Source organism: Nocardia brasiliensis NBRC 14402, assembly GCF_000308475.2.
Taxonomy (GTDB): Bacteria; Actinomycetota; Actinomycetes; order Mycobacteriales; family Mycobacteriaceae; genus Nocardia; species Nocardia brasiliensis.
The window spans coordinates 212411-227133 of record NZ_BAFT02000038.1 but is presented as its reverse complement, the minus strand read 5'-3'; the positions used below and the strand labels follow the sequence as shown (position 1 = coordinate 227133).

15 protein-coding genes are annotated in these 14723 nt (G+C 68.1%); 10 read left to right on the top strand and 5 right to left on the bottom strand.

What is annotated here, in order from left to right; translation table 11 throughout:
* Positions 1 to 64: 64 nt before the first annotated feature.
* The 4 genes from nadA (at position 65) to TY25_RS12540 (ending at position 4764) form a co-directional block, all read left to right on the top strand.
* Complete coding sequence (gene nadA / locus TY25_RS12555; protein WP_042256081.1) at positions 65 to 1129, top strand: quinolinate synthase NadA; 1065 nt, start codon at positions 65 to 67, stop codon at positions 1127 to 1129.
* Positions 1126 to 2727 carry an L-aspartate oxidase gene (locus tag TY25_RS12550; protein ID WP_042256080.1) on the top strand — a complete coding sequence of 534 codons (1602 nt, stop codon included), beginning with the start codon at positions 1126 to 1128 and terminating at the stop codon, positions 2725 to 2727. Before nadA ends, TY25_RS12550 begins: the two co-directional genes overlap by 4 nt.
* A gap of 81 nt (positions 2728 to 2808) precedes the next feature.
* Positions 2809 to 3669, top strand: coding sequence for a carboxylating nicotinate-nucleotide diphosphorylase (gene nadC / locus TY25_RS12545; protein WP_042256079.1), 861 nt, complete (start codon positions 2809 to 2811; stop codon positions 3667 to 3669).
* A 99-nt stretch (positions 3670 to 3768) separates the two neighbouring features.
* Positions 3769 to 4764 carry an alpha/beta hydrolase family protein gene (locus tag TY25_RS12540; protein WP_042256078.1) on the top strand — a complete coding sequence of 332 codons (996 nt, stop codon included), beginning with the start codon at positions 3769 to 3771 and terminating at the stop codon, positions 4762 to 4764.
* Between the two features lie 6 nt (positions 4765 to 4770).
* Here TY25_RS12540 and TY25_RS12535 read toward each other — a convergent pair whose 3' ends face one another.
* Together TY25_RS12535 and TY25_RS12530 are read right to left on the bottom strand one after the other, a co-directional pair.
* Positions 4771 to 5949: a winged helix DNA-binding domain-containing protein gene (locus tag TY25_RS12535; protein ID WP_042256077.1), complete on the bottom strand. Its 1179-nt coding sequence runs from the start codon at positions 5947 to 5949 to the stop codon at positions 4771 to 4773.
* A gap of 112 nt (positions 5950 to 6061) precedes the next feature.
* Positions 6062 to 6397, bottom strand: coding sequence for an ArsR/SmtB family transcription factor (locus TY25_RS12530; protein WP_042256075.1), 336 nt, complete (start codon positions 6395 to 6397; stop codon positions 6062 to 6064).
* Between the two features lie 109 nt (positions 6398 to 6506).
* Between TY25_RS12530 and TY25_RS12525 the strand changes: the two genes are divergently transcribed.
* Positions 6507 to 7712 (top strand): MFS transporter, encoded by a 1206-nt coding sequence (locus TY25_RS12525; protein ID WP_042256178.1) that lies wholly within the window; start codon positions 6507 to 6509, stop codon positions 7710 to 7712.
* Between the two features lie 76 nt (positions 7713 to 7788).
* On the opposite strand, the gene TY25_RS12520 is transcribed toward TY25_RS12525, so the two are convergent.
* Positions 7789 to 8376: a TetR/AcrR family transcriptional regulator gene (locus tag TY25_RS12520; protein ID WP_042256074.1), complete on the bottom strand. Its 588-nt coding sequence runs from the start codon at positions 8374 to 8376 to the stop codon at positions 7789 to 7791.
* A gap of 71 nt (positions 8377 to 8447) precedes the next feature.
* Here TY25_RS12520 and TY25_RS12515 point away from each other — a divergent pair, with 71 nt between their 5' ends.
* Entirely contained in the window at positions 8448 to 9260 is an 813-nt protein-coding gene (locus TY25_RS12515) for an SDR family NAD(P)-dependent oxidoreductase (RefSeq protein ID WP_042256073.1), read from the top strand.
* 27 nt (positions 9261 to 9287) lie between these two features.
* Here TY25_RS12515 and TY25_RS12510 read toward each other — a convergent pair whose 3' ends face one another.
* Positions 9288 to 9785, bottom strand: a complete 498-nt coding sequence (locus tag TY25_RS12510; protein ID WP_146154027.1) for a hypothetical protein — start codon at positions 9783 to 9785, stop codon at positions 9288 to 9290.
* A 1236-nt stretch (positions 9786 to 11021) separates the two neighbouring features.
* Between TY25_RS12510 and TY25_RS12505 the strand changes: the two genes are divergently transcribed.
* Positions 11022 to 12005, top strand: coding sequence for an alpha/beta hydrolase family protein (locus TY25_RS12505; protein ID WP_226887432.1), 984 nt, complete (start codon positions 11022 to 11024; stop codon positions 12003 to 12005).
* A gap of 271 nt (positions 12006 to 12276) precedes the next feature.
* On the opposite strand, the gene TY25_RS12500 is transcribed toward TY25_RS12505, so the two are convergent.
* Positions 12277 to 12921 (bottom strand): hypothetical protein, encoded by a 645-nt coding sequence (locus tag TY25_RS12500; protein ID WP_146154026.1) that lies wholly within the window; start codon positions 12919 to 12921, stop codon positions 12277 to 12279.
* Between TY25_RS12500 and TY25_RS12495 the strand changes: the two genes are divergently transcribed.
* The 3 genes from TY25_RS12495 (at position 12920) to TY25_RS12485 (ending at position 14695) form a co-directional block, all read left to right on the top strand.
* The gene (locus TY25_RS12495; protein WP_042256069.1) at positions 12920 to 13318 is read left to right on the top strand and encodes a DUF4870 domain-containing protein; all 399 of its coding nucleotides are present in this window, start codon (positions 12920 to 12922) and stop codon (positions 13316 to 13318) included. The genes TY25_RS12500 and TY25_RS12495 overlap by 2 nt on opposite strands.
* A 148-nt stretch (positions 13319 to 13466) precedes the next feature.
* Positions 13467 to 13796 (top strand): winged helix DNA-binding protein, encoded by a 330-nt coding sequence (locus TY25_RS12490; protein WP_201773660.1) that lies wholly within the window; start codon positions 13467 to 13469, stop codon positions 13794 to 13796.
* A 32-nt stretch (positions 13797 to 13828) separates the two neighbouring features.
* On the top strand, positions 13829 to 14695 hold the full coding sequence (locus tag TY25_RS12485; RefSeq protein WP_042256068.1) for an arylamine N-acetyltransferase family protein: 867 nt from the start codon (positions 13829 to 13831) through the stop codon (positions 14693 to 14695).
* The last annotated feature ends 28 nt before the right edge of the window (positions 14696 to 14723 follow it).

Sequence of the window (14723 nt, the reverse complement as noted above, 5' to 3'; positions counted from 1 at the left end):
AAGTCGAAAACCTGGTTAGGTGCGAATCGGTGGTGTAACTGGTCGCACGACGAAGGGAGCCATCATGGCGACGATGGGTGCGAAACTGGCGCCTCCGCTGATGGAGCAGGTGTTCGACGGACCGTCGGGGTTCACCGGTGTCGAGGCGACGCCGCAGTGGGCTCAGGAAGTCAAGCGGCTGGCCCGCGAGCGAAACGCGACGATTCTCGCGCACAACTATCAGCTGCCGGAGATCCAGGACGTGGCCGATCACGTCGGTGATTCGCTGGCCCTGTCGCGGATCGCCGCCGAGGCGCCCGAGGACACGATCGTGTTCTGCGGGGTGCACTTCATGGCGGAGACCGCGAAGATCCTGTCTCCGGAGAAAACCGTGCTGATCCCGGATCAGCGGGCGGGTTGTTCGCTGGCCGATTCCATCACCGCGGACGAGTTGCGCGCCTGGAAGGCCGAATTCCCGGACGCGCTGGTGGTGTCGTATGTGAACACCACCGCCGAGGTGAAGGCGCTCACCGATATCTGCTGCACCTCGTCGAACGCGGTCGATGTGGTCGCCTCGATCGACCCGGACCGGGAGGTGCTGTTCCTGCCGGACCAGTTCCTCGGCGCGCACGTCAAGCGGGTCACCGGCCGGGCGAATATGCACATCTGGGCGGGGGAATGCCACGTGCACGCGGGCATCAACGGCGACGAGCTGACCGAACAGGCGCGCACCCACCCGGATGCAGAGCTGTTCGTGCATCCCGAATGTGGTTGCGCCACTTCGGCGTTGTACCTGGCGGGTGAGGGCGCATTTCCGTCCGAGCGGGTGCACATCCTGTCCACCGGCGGCATGATCGATGCCGCACGCGAGGTGCGTGAGCGGCGCGGGTCCGGTCAGTCGACGCAGGTGCTGGTCGCCACCGAGGTCGGCATGCTGCATCAGCTGCGAAAGGCCGCGCCCGGCATCGACTTCCAAGCCGTGAACGACCGGGCCTCGTGCAAGTACATGAAGATGATCACCCCCGCCGCGCTGCTGCGCTGCCTGGTGGAGAACCGCGACGAGGTGCACGTCGACCTGGAAACCGCGGCCCGCGGCCGTAGTTCGGTGCAGCGGATGATCGAGATCGGCAATCCGGGCGGTGGTGAATGACGCCGACCCCTGCCCGCGCGGCAGTGGTCGGGCAGTCGTTCGAGTGGGAGGCCGAGGCCGATCTCGTGGTGATCGGCGGCGGCGTCGCCGGCCTGACAGCGGCGCGCACCGCGTCGCTGCGCGGGCTGCGGGTGCTCACGCTCAGCAAGGGTGGAGCGACCGACACGTCCACGCAATACGCCCAGGGCGGCATCGCTGTCGTTGCGCCGGAAGGTGATTCGGTCGAATCCCACGTGCAGGACACGGTGGAGGCCGGTGCCGGGCTGTGCCGGGTCGAGGCGGTGCGCTCGATCGTCGAAGGCGGTCAGGACGCTGTCGCGGCCTTGACCGACCTCGGCGCGGTGTTCGATCTCGGCCGGGACGGGCAGATCTCGCGCACGCGGGAGGGTGGGCACAGCACGCGGCGCATCATCCACGCCGGCGGGGACGCGACCGGGGCGGAGGTGCAGCGCGCGCTCAACGCGGCCGGACTGCCGGTGCTGTTCGGCGCGGCGGCCGGGGACATCGTCACCGGACCGAACGGCGTGCAGGGCGTTGTCGTGGTGTCCGACAAGGGTTTCGGTGTCGTGCACACCCCCGCGGTGCTGCTCGCCACCGGCGGGCTCGGCCAGCTCTACGCGCTGAGCACCAACCCGCCGGGCGCGACCGCCGACGGCGTCGCGCTGGCGCTGTGGGCCGGTGCGGCCGTCGCCGACCTCGAGTTCGTGCAGTTCCATCCGACCGTGCTCTACACCCCGGGCGGGCTCGGCCGCCGCCCGCTGATCAGCGAGGCGGTGCGCGGCGAGGGCGGGATCCTGGTGGATTCCGAGGGTGATTCGGTGACCGCCGGACTACATCCGCGTGGCGACCTGGCACCGCGTGATGTGGTCTCGCGCGCGATCGCGGCCCGCATGCGCGCGCTGGGCACCGATCACGTCTACCTCGACGCCCGCGCCATCGACGGCTTCGCGCAACGGTTCCCGACGATCACCGCCTCCTGCCACGCCGCGGGGCTCGATCCCGCGAGCGACCTGATCCCGGTCGCTCCGGCCGCGCACTACCAGTGCGGCGGCGTGGTCACCGACCCGCACGGGCGCACCGCGGTGCCCGGTCTCTACGCCGCGGGGGAGGTCGCGCGCACCGGGCTGCACGGCGCGAATCGCTTGGCCTCCAACAGCTTGCTGGAAGGTCTCGTGGTCGGCGAGCGGGTCGGTGTGGCCGCCGCCGAACGCCGCGGCGTGCCCGCCACCGTGGCCGAGATCCCGGTCCGGTCTGCCGAGACGGCCGATCGCCGGGTGCTCCAGCAGCTGATGACCGAGCACGCCTCGGTGGTCCGCGACCGGGCCGGGCTGGACGAGGCGATCAAACGGATGGAAGACGCTGTGACACAGCGCCGCACGCTCAGCGCCGACGGCACGTTCGACGAACGAGTCGCCGGTCTCGAGGACGCGGCGCTGACCCTGGCGGCGCGCACGCTGCTGCTCACCGCCGCGACCCGCACCGAAAGCCGGGGCTGTCACACCCGATCCGATCATCCGCACCCCGACGACCGGTTGCGCCTGAGCTTCTCGGTCCGACTCGACGGCGCCGGCCGGCCGCAACTGGGCCCACCCGCCTGACCCGAACGTCGCGCGGCACACCTGGCACATCGGCCGTGGTGTGCTACGCGGCGAAACACAGACAACTGGAGGAGTGCGTCGATGGCTCTGGACACCGCGTTGGACTGCGATGAGGTGCTCACCCTCATCCGGACCGCGCTCGACGAGGACCTGCGCTACGGACCCGATATCACCACCGCCGCAACGGTTCCGGCCGACGCGGTGGTGAAGGCGTCGGTGGTGCCGCGGCAACCCGGCACGGTCGCCGGACTCGACGTCGGGCTGCTGGTGCTCGACGAGGTGCTCGGCGCGGGCAGCTACGAGATCACCGGCCGCGTCGCCGACGGCACCCGGGTCACCCCGGGACAAGCCGTGCTCACCGTCGTCGCGCCGACCCGTGGGCTGCTCACCGCCGAGCGCACCATGCTCAACCTGGTCTGCCACCTCTCCGGCATCGCGACCGCGACCGCCGCCTGGGTCGACGCCGTCACGGGCACCGACTGCAAGATCCGCGACAGCCGCAAGACCCTGCCCGGCCTGCGCGCATTGCAGAAATACGCGGTCCGCGTCGGCGGCGGCGTGAATCACCGGATGGGACTCGGCGACGCCGCGCTCATCAAGGACAACCACGTGGTCGCCGCGGGCTCGGTGGTCCAAGCGCTGCGCGCTGTGCGCGCGCTCGCTCCCGATATCGCCTGCGAGGTCGAGGTCGACAGTCTCGAACAGCTCGACGCGGTGCTCGCCGAGGATGTGGAGCTGGTGCTGCTCGACAACTTCCCGCTCTGGCAGACCCAGGCCGCCGTGCAGCGCCGCAACGCCACCGCGCCGGGCACGAAGCTGGAGTCCTCCGGCGGGCTGGCCCTCGACGTGGCCGCGGACTATGCCCGGACCGGCGTCGACTACCTGGCCGTCGGTGCGCTCACCCATTCGGTCCGGGTGCTCGACCTCGGGCTCGATATGTAGCGGAACGATCTCGTTCGCCGATCTAAGGACGTGTTGTCTCGACCCGATCGGTACCTTGATTCACCGCGCGCCCGCTCACCCCTGTGTCACCCTGCGAGTATGCAGCCGACGACGGCGTTGCTGCTCTCCATCGTCGCCGCGCTGGCCGCGCTGTGGTTCGGCGTTCCGGCCGCGGCCGCGGCGCCGGACTGCGCCCCGGAAAACGTTGCGCGACAACCGATCACGATCGCGGTCGACGGAGAGCAGGCGAGTGGCTGGGCGTACGAGCCCTACACCTGTAGTCCCGGTGACCTTCCCGCGCGTCAGTTGATCGTGGCGGTACACGGCTTCAACGAGAAGTCGGCCGATTACCCCGACGTGATGTCGGCGCTCGCGCAGCGCAGCGGCGCGACCCTGCTGACGCTCGATCAGCGCGGCGGGAACAGCCAATGGAAGACGGGGGAGTGGAACCCGTGGGCCGGCTGGCACGATGTGGTCGCCGCCGCTCAGTGGTACAAGGACGAGCATCCGTCGGTCAGCAGGACCGTGCTGTGGGGTTGGAGCCAAGGCGGCATGACCAGCGGGCTGGCGCTGGCGCACGGGCCCGCCGGGTTGTTCGACTACTGGGTGAACACCGCCGGGCCGTCGAACGCCGTCGACTACTGGAACCTGGGCAACAGCCTCGGACTGCCGCAGCTGACGCAGATCGAGCGGGACGCGGGGGACTGTTCACCCGCGGAGTGTCCGCAGGCGTACCGGGACCGTTCCACCGCCGCGCTCGCCGCGCAACTGCACGCGCGACGGAGCTTCCTGGTGCACGGCACCGCCGATCCGATTGTCCCGTATCAGCATTCGCTCGACCTGAAGGCGGGACTCGCGGCGGCGGGCCGACCCTATTCGATGTACACGATCATCACCGGCCGGGGTCCCGACGGGGCCGTCCTACCCGGAACGCACTGGATCGGACCGGTCTGGTTCCAAGGGGCGTGCGTGGTCGAGCGGATCCTCACCGATCGTGAGCCGATGGACCGGCCCGCGCTCGAATACACCACCGATGTGCTCGCCGGCGTCGACACCGCCCCGCCGTCGCCGCCCGGTGCGACCTGCGCGGCGTGAGCCGCGCTAGGCGGTCAGTTCCCGCTCCAGCGGGGTCCTGAAGCGGGGGATGGCGCGGACCTCGCCGAACCACGCGCCGGTGCGCTCGGCCTCGGCTTCGATCATGGCTTTGGCGTCCGCACCGACGTCTTCCAATAGGCGCCAGACGATTTCGCCGTCCTTGCGCTGGGCCCAGCCGCCGACGATGCGGCCGTCCCACCAGATCGTCGGGCCGATATTGCCGTTGCGGTCGAACAGCGACGGTGCGTGCGGGCCGAGATACCACTGCCTGGACTGCCAGCCCATCGGTGTCGGATCGAGCGCGGGCAGCAGTGCGGCCCAAGGTGCCGGTGCCGCAACGGGTTCCACATCGTCGGCGAGCAATAGGCCGGTGCCGCTGTCGAGTTCGACCTCGACGGTATCGAGAGCGGTGAGTGCCTTGCGGACTTCGCCGACGCCCCAGCCGGTCCACCACTTGAGATCGGTGAGCGGCGCGGGACCGAACGCTCGCAACCACTGCCGGAGCAACTCGGTGCGCGCCTGCTCGGCCGAGAGCGCCGCAATGCCTTCGGGGAGCCAGGATTCGATCGGCGACCAGGTGTACTGACTGCTGGTCCAGCTGCCGTTCGGGCGGCCGCGGACGATGCGGCCCTCGCAGCCGAGGGTCACCAGCACCCAGGTGGTGATGTTGGTCGGCTTCGAATACGCCTTCTCCGGCGCGGTGTTCACCTGGGTGCGCAACCGGGGCACGTCCTTGCTGAGCTGTGCGCCGGTGGCCGCGCCGCGGGCCAGCAGGGCGGCGTGCGTTTCGGCTTCGACCTCGGCGAGCCACGGGGACACCTCGCCGTCGACGACCCCGGCGACTTCGAGATACTTGCCGTAGGTGCGACGCTGCTTGTGCGCCAGCGCATCAGCGCACGCGGACTGCAACACCGGCAGCAACTCGACCGGGACGACGAACATGGTGCGGCGCATCGCCAGCATGCGCAGCAGCGTCCGGTCGTCGTAGAGCGCCCGTTCGACGTGTGCGGGGGTGAGCATGTTGCTGCGCGCCCCGACGGACAGGTACACCGTCGCCGGGTCGGTCGCGTGCAAGGCGACCAGCGAGCGAACTATCTCGGTGACCTGATCGGACCGGTTCGCCGTCGCGAGCCGGTGCCGCACCGCCAGCCGAGCGCGTCGCTCGGCCACATCAATCGAACGCATAGGCGAAAGCCTAGCGTTCGCCGGTGACCGATCAGAGTCCGAAGTCGTGCGGGTTCAACTGCAGCGCCTGGCAGGCATCGCGGATGAACAGTCGCAGCGGCAAGGTGTGCGGTCAGTCCGCGGGTGTCCAGGCGCGGACCAGATCGAGCAGGCCGGGGAAGCGGGCGTCGAGATCCGCGATGCGTACCTTGCTGCGCCGTTCCAGGCCGTACTGCTGCTGCCGGGTCACCCCCGCCTCCCGCAACACCCGGAAGTGGTGGGTGAGCGTGGATTTCGGCCGATCGATACCGAACCAGCCGCAGGAACGGTCGGTGTCGGGGGATTCGCGCAGCAGCTTCTGGATCATGGTGAGCCGCAACGGATCGCTGAGCGCCGCGAGGACCTGGTCCAGCCGCAGGTCCGCGCGGTCCGGCTCGGGCAGCCTGGTCTCCGCCGTCTCAGTGGCCATGGGCGCTTCTCCTGGGGTCGTGATGCTTAGTACGTATTTTATCGTACTAGATGCTAGGTTCGACTTCCGTCGTATCAGTACGAGAAAAGTCGAACTAGTGGAGGTCGAGATGGGGACAGTCGTTGCGGAACGGGAGGTTGCGCCCCGGGCCGGGCTCGTGTGGTCGGCGGCGTGGCCGGTGCTGGCGGTCTTCGTCCTGTCGAACGCCGCGACGCCGCTGTATGTGCGGTGGCAGCGCGACCTCGGCTTCTCCGCGGGCACGTTGACGGCGATCTTCGCCTGCTACATCGTCGGATTGCTGGGTGCGCTGCTCGTCGCCGGCGTGGTGTCCGATCGGCTCGGGCGAAAGCCGGTACTGCTGCCCGCGATCGCGCTGGCCGTGGTCGCCTGTGTGCTCTTCGCGACGGCGGGTTCGGTCGCGGGGCTCGCCGTCGCCCGGTTGCTGACCGGCGTCGCGGTCGGGGCGGCCGTGTCGGCGGGCATGGCCGCGGTCACCGATGTGGCCGGGCCCGCCGGGAAACGACTTGCGGCGCTGGCCGCTTCGACGGCCATGGTGCTCGGGGCCGGCTCGGGGCCGTTGCTCGCCGGGGTGCTCTCGGAGACCGTGCCCGGTCCGACGGTGACGGTGTTCGTGGTCGAGATCGCACTGCTGGCTTCAGCTTTCGTGGTGGTCGTGCGGCTGGCAGTGGCGCCGGGATCGGGTGCGCGCGGACCGTGGATCCGGATTCCAGCCGTGCCCCGGGACGGTCGGATCGCGGTGCTGCTCGGCATCGCCGTGTTCGCGCCCGGCATCACCGCGACCTCGTTCGTGCTGTCGCTGGGTCCGTCCCTGCTCGCCGACCTGCTCGGTGCGGCGAACGGAGTGGTTGCGGGCGGCCTGGCCTTCGCGATGTTCCTGGGCGCCACCGGTATTCAGCTTGCCGCCCGGCGATTGCGGGTGCGCACGATGCTGCTCGGCGGCGCACTGGCCACCACCGCGAGCATGCTGTGCCTGGTTCTCGCGGTAGTGCTGTCGTCGCTGCCGTTGTTCGCCGCAACGGCGGTGCTGGCCGGATCGGGCCAGGGGCTCGGACAATTCGGCGGCCTTACCGCAATCAGCGCCTGCGTCCCCGCGGGCCGTCTCGCCGAAGCGAACGCCGCCCAGAACGTCGGCGGTTATCTCCCGGCGGCCGTTCTCCCCCTTGTCACCGGATACCTCAGTGACGCAATCGGTTTGACCGCCGGAACAACTGCCTTCGCCATCGTCGTGAGCGCCGCGGCGATCACGGGCGGAGTGTTCGTCGCTCTACGAGCGGGGGAGGTCGCGACGGTGTGAGGGGCAGGCCGAGCTTCGTCGGGCAAAGCCGGTGTCCGCCTTCGCAAAGTGTGAATGTTGTTGCGAGCGGGCCGATCTAGCGGCGGATGGTGGCGACCGCATCCTCGAAGAGGCGTTCGGGGTCGTCGGCCCCGCCGGAGCGATACCACGCGTCGACGACGGCGTCGAGGCAGGCCAGCGCGGCGGCGACGAACGCGAGTGCCCGGGGGTCGGGGGCCGGGGAGGCAGGCAGGCCGAGGCGGCGCTGCACCTCGGGGGCGAGTAGTTCCTGCCAGCGCAGCTGCTTCTCCAGGTGTCGGGCGCGCAAGGAGGGCGCCTCGTGGTGGATGCGGGCGAGGGTGAGCTGCTCCTCCTGGCTGCCCGCCGGCTGCTGGAGTACCAGGAAGGCTTTTCTGATAGCCGTCCAGGCCGACTCGTCGTCCGGACGGGCTGCCAGCGCCGCTCGCACCGACTCGCCCAGCGCGTCGGTGTCGCCCAGGACGACGTCCTCCTTGCTGCCGAAGTAGTGGAAGAAGGACCGGCGGGAGATACCGACCGCGGTGGTGATCTGGTCGATCGTCGTCGCCTCGAAGCCGTTCTCCGCGAAGAGCCGTACCGCTGTGGCGGTGATTTCCGCTCGAGCCGCGCGGCGCGCGCGTTCGCGGAGCGTAGGGGAGTCGACCATGCACTGAGTCTACTTATCTTCATCGAGTGCGATATATTGCACTGGGTGCAAATAGTGCATATGGTGCAGCTATGACTCCGATCAACTTTCCCGGCCAGACCACGATCGTCACCGGCGCCAGTTCCGGCATCGGTGCTGCTTTCGCCCGCGAACTCGCCCGCCGCGGCTCCGACGTCGTCCTCGTCGCGCGGCGGCAGGACCGCCTGGAGGTACTCGCCGCAGAACTGCGGACGCAGCACGGCGTGCGCGCCACTGCGGTCGCCCTCGACCTGAGCGAGCCGGGCGCGGGCCGGCGGTTGGCCGCCGACCTGGCCCGACGGAACATCGCCGTCGACGGCCTGGTGAACAGCGCCGGTTTCGGCACCGACGGCGCCTTCCACGAAGAGGACCCGGACCGCCTCACGGACGAAATCAACGTCGACGTCGCCAACCTCGTCGACCTCACCCGCGCGTTCATCGAACCGCTCCGCGCCTCCGGCCGGGGTGTTCTCGTGAACGTCGCGAGCATGACGGCCTACACGCCGATGCCCGCGATGGCGGTCTACGCCGCCTGCAAAGCCTTCGTCCTCAGCTTCACCGAGGCGCTGTGGTACGAGTCGCGCGGCACCGGCCTGCGGGTGCTGTCACTCGCCCCGGGCCTGACCCGCACCGAGTTCTTCGACGACCTGCGCAGCGGGGAACACCGGGGCACCTACCAGACACCCGAACAAGTCGTCGCGACAGCGATACACGCCCTCGACCGCGGCCGGCGACCGAGCATCCAGTCGGGCCGCCTGAACGCGCTCGTGGCGCAACTGCCCCGTTTCACCACCCGCCGAACTGCCGTCCTGCTGAGCGGAATGATCTCGGCGCGGTCTTCCGGGGCCGTGGTCGCGGCGTCATAGTGCGCTGATTGTCTTGGCTCGCCCCGTTCAGGCCACGGCTTTGCTCAGCCGATGGCGGGCGTGGGGATCGAGCCGCCTGCCGATGATCACGGACACCGGCTCCAGGTCAGATGGTTTGATCCGCACCCCCACTGCAGGTGGTTCCGGATCGCCCGCGACGGCAAGGACACGGGGGACCAATTCGTCGGGAATTTGCCATATTTCACGATCGACGGTCTCGCCGTTGATCGTTCCGTCCGTGGTGTAGGTACTGGTCACCTCCCAGACGAGGGGCGCATCGGCGGGCTGTATCGCGATCTCGCACAAGCGGCATCCGAACTCGCCCTGAAAGGTCTTGTGCCGGATACACCTATCGAGCAGATACGGCTTCGGCGCGATGGTCCAGTCACCGAAGTCGGAGTCGATCGTCGGGCTGGCATGAAAGGGTGATCCTGTGTCCACGGCAACTCGGCCAGATCGAATCCTGCGAAACCGCGGGCGTAACGGGCCGAGTCGCAGAAGTGCAGCACCAAATGCTGTTGCCATACCGTGCGCGCCACCGCCGAACCAGCCAAGGCGATCACATCGCAGAACACATCGGTGGCCCCGTTGCTCATGTAGACGTCGAGGCCCGACGCATTCGCGCTGAAACGGTTGCCCATCGTCTCGACCCTGGTAGTCCGGCTGTATCCCGACACTTCGCTACTCGAGACCGGTGCGCGGACCGAGGGGTCTCGGCCAGTCCGGGTCGGATGCTGCGGCTCTTTCTGTTCAGCGGCGCGCCGTTGTCATCGGTGTGCTTCGCCAGCGGCTTGCCTCGCGCTGGAAGCCGTGCAGGAGGCGGACTACCGGGCGGCGGATGGTAGGTGGTGCGGGCTGAGTTTTGTTGGTGTTTCTTGTGTTTGGGCTTGTTGGCCGGCTTCCGAAGGTTGACTTGCTCAGTCTTGTGGACCTGCCGCCGGAGTTACATGGATAGTGCTGAGCGCGTCGTGTGCCGTACCCGGCTGTCGGCGCACGTCAGGTGCGCGTTGGCTTGTTCCGGCGTGGTCATCTGGCTGTGGTTGCGTCTCGAGCGGCTTGGGAAAGGGAGGATGGTCGGGTTGTGTGGACCAAGCGACAGATAGGTGGGGGTTCACAGAGTTTCGATACGGTTCACAGGGGTTGTAGCTGCTGCGAAGCGTATGGAAGCTCTGTGAAGCACCTGGCCGCACCGGCGCGCGCAGGCGATCACGTCAGAAACCCCAGTTGGCCCAAAACCGTTCCAAATCCCGAGAACTGGTGCAGATCCCAAAGCGCCCGCATACCATTCACCCGCCCCGAAAAGAAGCGCTCGAGAACGGCGCCACAGCCAGACGACCACTCAGGTAAGCGACACCGCGCACCTGACGTGCGCCTACAGCCGGGTACGGCATACGACGTGCTCAGCACCATCCATGTAACGCCGGCGGCAGGCACGCCGAACTGAGCTGGCAAACTTCGGAAGCCAGCCAACAGGCCCAGACGCAACGACTCGGATCAACGATGCCTCGGATCAACGGGCCTCGGCCGTCGATGTCCGGGCCTGGCTGATGCTTCGAGTCGGTGCTGTCGTGAACCGACAGTGCCTCGGGCCAGCGGTGTTTCGGCCGATGACGCCCCGGACCGACGATGTGCCGGACCCCGGGGCTCGCATCACTGAGCAGCGAACCGTGCGTTGGACGTGGGCAAACGTGTTGCGGAGCAGAAAGGCTGCGCCACGTGTCGGCGGGCAGGGGCGGGAGGGCGCCGTGCCATCATTCGAGGATGAGGCGCGGGAAAGTACTGGTGGCGGTGGGTGTGCTGGGGGGTGCGTTGGTGGTGGGTGCGCCGGTGGGGGTGGCGGAGCCGGAGTGCGTGGCGCAGGTGGGGGTGCGGGCGGTGACGTTGACCGTGGATGGGGAGGAGGCGACGGGGCGGGTGTACGAGCCGTCGGGGTGTGGGGTGGCGGCGCCGGCGAAACTTGTTGTCGCGGTGCATGGTCACGACGGGTCATCGGCTGACTATGCCGGGTATCTGATGTCGATTTCGCGACGGACCGGGGCGCCGGTGCTGTCGATGGATCTGCGGTCGGCGGACAGCGTGTGGCGGACCGGCGAATGGAATCTGTGGGCGGGACAGCGCGATATCGTGGCGGCGACGCAGTGGTATCGCGGCGAGCATCCGACCATCGAGCGCACCGTACTGTGGGGCTGGAGTCAGGGCGGCATCATGAGCGGCCTCGCGGCGATGCACGGGCCGCGCGGACTGTTCGACTACTGGGTCGACAATTACGGTCCCGCAGACGATTTCACGATGTGGCTGGCCGCGGGCAAGGTCGACCCCGCGCTGCCCGGGCAAATCGAACGCGATGCGGGCGGTTGCACACCGCTCGCCTGCCCGCAGGCCTACATCGAGCGTTCCCCCGCGCTGCTGGCCGGCCGGTTGGACGTGCGCCGCACCTTCCTGATCCACGGCACCGCCGATGATGTGGTGCCCTACCCGACCTCCCTGGAAATGCGCGCCGGACTGCTCGCCGCAGGCAAACCCGTCTCGATGTACACCGTCGTCACCGGCCGCGACCTGAACGGCACCGTGGTCCCCGGCGACCACAGCGTCGGCCCCGCCTTCTTCGAGGGCGGCTGCGTAGTAGAACGCCTCCTCCTCGGCACCGAACCGTCCGACGGCCCCGACCGCGACTACCTCATCGACGTCGCCCACAACATGGTCACCGCCCCCGCTCCACCACCGAATGCCAAGTGCGCCACATGATCTCGGTGCGAGCGCGGAACTCGGCGAGCGACGCTGCCTCGGCGTCCAGTGTGTCGCATAACCTGTTTCGAGCACCGGTGACGTCTGCAACCTCGTCGACTCCAGTGCATCGGAGGTCCTCGGTCATCTGTCCGGACATCGAGCAGGGTGCATGTCGCCTGGCGCTCCGCTAGATGCCATGTGCGCCGGGTGCTCGCGGTCTGAGCGCCGAGTGCGGCTCCGCCGGATGGCAAGTGCGCCATCGTGGCGCAGGTGGGGACTGTGTTCCAGGTCAGTCGGCCGTCAACGTGTCGGGAACTTCACCGTGGTAAGGGATCCACCTGTATCCGGGTTGGAAGACGGCGTAATCGTCACCAAGGCCCAGTTCGGCGTGGAGGGCGTCGCAGAGCACGAGACCGCTGATCGCTCCGTCGCGTAATTCGTCCAGCCAATCGTTTCTGAGTTCGACAGGGTCGACTGTGTCTTCAGGATCCCAGCCGACCCGTGCGGCCACGTATCCATCGAAAGTGGTGAGTAGCTCGTATATTCCGTGGCCGAGTTCGGTCAGCTCCGCTGCGGTGAGCGTGAATCCGGGGAGCGAACCGTCCAGTGCGACGCCGTACCCGACACCCACCGGCAGCAGCGACAATTCGAGGTATGGACCGTCGGAGCGCAGTATCGGCCCGTGGATCGGTATTCGCTGATCGCCCGCAGTAAGCAGGTCGGTCTGACTGGTGGCGCAGGTGAGTAGGGCTGAACGCGCCGCGTCCATGTTGTCGCCGAAGTTGATTACCAGCTCGAAACAGTACGCCACGCCCACTCCATCTTTCGTGCAGATCGACTCTAACTGTTGCTGCTCGAAACTCCCTGTGGAGACCGCTGCGCGGGCGGAAAGTTGGGATCGGTAGGTGGTGGGCTCGGCATGTACTCGGCCCATGACATCTTCTCAATCTTCCGCTAACCGACCGCAGTCCACCGGGCTGGACAAGAAGACCAGTGCGATCCTGTCGTACGCGCTGGGCTGGGTCACCGGGATCATCTTCCTCTTCGTGGGAAAGAACGATCCGGACGTGAAATTCCATGCGGCGCAATCGATTGTCTTCTTCGGGGCGGTCTCGGTGGCCAATATCGGGTTGAGCATCATCGGCTCGTTCCTCGGGGCACTGGGGATCATCTTCAGCCTGGCCGGACTCGTGCTCGCGGTTTTCTCGTTCGTCGTCTGGATCATGGCGATGGTCAAGGCGAACGGGACCGGCGGTGTCCGGGCGGAACTGCCGTTCGTCGGACGGTTCACTGCCCCGTACGCGGATCGCCTGGCCGACTCGATCAATTAACTGCGCCCCGCGTCCCCCATCGACGCCGCGCCGCACCGCATCCCGAAGACCAACGGCCCGAGGCTATCTCGGGCCGTTGGCGTCCTCGAAGCTCCACAAAAGATGGGGTTTCGGTTGCGACAGCACACTTCCGCGACTGTCGAAGTTGATGGACCGCTTCGAGGCCCGCGCGTGGATCCTGCGCCGGACCGACCCTGGCGACGGCCGCTACACCTTGGCCGAGGCGGGCTGCAAGCAGGTGGTCGACAGCGCGCCGGGACATGTCGCGCAGGTGCGCCGTCTCGTTTTCGATCCGCTGACGACCGCGCAACGCCGCCATCTCGGCACTACTGTCTCGCCCCGCCGAGTCGGTGCGGCGGGAGATCGCCGGTCCGGCCCACCGCGGCGCCGGACCGGATATTCCGCCCGCCACCATGGCGGATCCCACAGGGACGGGCTCTGGGAAAGTGGGAACATGATCATGACCACCCGGGGTTGACGTGATTACACCGACGACGAAGTGAGGGTGCGATGACGAAGCCGACCGATCCGGCCTACCACTGGAACAACGCCGAGCTGGATCTCGACGGGTATCTGGCCCGGATCGGCTTCGACGGGGAGCGCGCCCCGACATTGCGGACGTTGCGGGAGCTGGTGCGGTTGCACACCACCACGATTCCGTTCGAGAACCTGGAGATCATCCTCGGCAGGCCGGTGCTGCTCGATCTGGAGTCCTTGCAGGAGAAGCTGATTCGGCAACGCCGCGGCGGCTACTGCTATGAGCACGTCACTTTGTTCGCGGCGGTGCTGGAACGCCTCGGATACGACATCATCGCCTTCAACGGCCGGGTGACGATGGGCGCCGAGCAGGGGCTGCGTCCGGCCACGCACGCGCTGCTGCGCGTGACGACCGCGGACGACGACCGGGTCTGGCTGGTCGACGTCGGTTTCGGCTCCGGCCCGCTGGAGCCCTACGAATTGTCGACGGAGACCGGTGAATTCAGTGCCGGTGCGTGGCGGTTCCGGCTGGAACACACGCGCGGTGAACTGGACAGTGACCGTTGGGTGCTGCACCAGTTCGGCAAGGACGGGTGGATCGACCGCTACACCTTCGCGACCACGCCGCAGTACCGGATCGACTTCGCGGTCGGCAACCACTTCGTCTCCACCTCGCCGCGTTCGCCGTTCACCACGCGGCCGTACGCGCACCGCTTCCTGCCCGACGCCGACCACATGATCGACGGCACCACCGTGGTCACCACGCGCCCGGACGGCAGCAGCGACACCCGGGAGATCGAGGTGTCCGAGGTGCCGAAGGTCCTGTCCGAACTGTTCGACATCGACCTCACCGAGGCCGACGCCGCGAAGCTGGCCGAGGGGGACTGGCAGCGGCGGTGACCGGGCGTCGCAGCTGCCATCCGGAACT

Bases quoted from the DNA above. Each gene is read 5' to 3' on its own strand.
- TY25_RS12540 (WP_042256078.1), top strand. From the start codon at position 3,769: ATGCAGCCGACGACGGCGTTGCTGCTCTCCATCGTCGCCGCGCTGGCC.
- nadC (WP_042256079.1), top strand. From the start codon at position 2,809: ATGGCTCTGGACACCGCGTTGGACTGCGATGAGGTGCTCACCCTCATC.
- TY25_RS12490 (WP_201773660.1), top strand. From the start codon at position 13,467: ATGGACCGCTTCGAGGCCCGCGCGTGGATCCTGCGCCGGACCGACCCT.
- TY25_RS12495 (WP_042256069.1), top strand. From the start codon at position 12,920: ATGACATCTTCTCAATCTTCCGCTAACCGACCGCAGTCCACCGGGCTG.
- TY25_RS12500 (WP_146154026.1), bottom strand. From the start codon at position 12,921: ATGGGCCGAGTACATGCCGAGCCCACCACCTACCGATCCCAACTTTCC.
- TY25_RS12550 (WP_042256080.1), top strand. From the start codon at position 1,126: ATGACGCCGACCCCTGCCCGCGCGGCAGTGGTCGGGCAGTCGTTCGAG.
- nadA (WP_042256081.1), top strand. From the start codon at position 65: ATGGCGACGATGGGTGCGAAACTGGCGCCTCCGCTGATGGAGCAGGTG.
- TY25_RS12530 (WP_042256075.1), bottom strand. From the start codon at position 6,397: ATGGCCACTGAGACGGCGGAGACCAGGCTGCCCGAGCCGGACCGCGCG.
- TY25_RS12505 (WP_226887432.1), top strand. From the start codon at position 11,022: ATGAGGCGCGGGAAAGTACTGGTGGCGGTGGGTGTGCTGGGGGGTGCG.
- TY25_RS12510 (WP_146154027.1), bottom strand. From the start codon at position 9,785: ATGGCAACAGCATTTGGTGCTGCACTTCTGCGACTCGGCCCGTTACGC.
- TY25_RS12515 (WP_042256073.1), top strand. From the start codon at position 8,448: ATGACTCCGATCAACTTTCCCGGCCAGACCACGATCGTCACCGGCGCC.
- TY25_RS12535 (WP_042256077.1), bottom strand. From the start codon at position 5,949: ATGCGTTCGATTGATGTGGCCGAGCGACGCGCTCGGCTGGCGGTGCGG.
- TY25_RS12485 (WP_042256068.1), top strand. From the start codon at position 13,829: ATGACGAAGCCGACCGATCCGGCCTACCACTGGAACAACGCCGAGCTG.
- TY25_RS12520 (WP_042256074.1), bottom strand. From the start codon at position 8,376: ATGGTCGACTCCCCTACGCTCCGCGAACGCGCGCGCCGCGCGGCTCGA.
- TY25_RS12525 (WP_042256178.1), top strand. From the start codon at position 6,507: ATGGGGACAGTCGTTGCGGAACGGGAGGTTGCGCCCCGGGCCGGGCTC.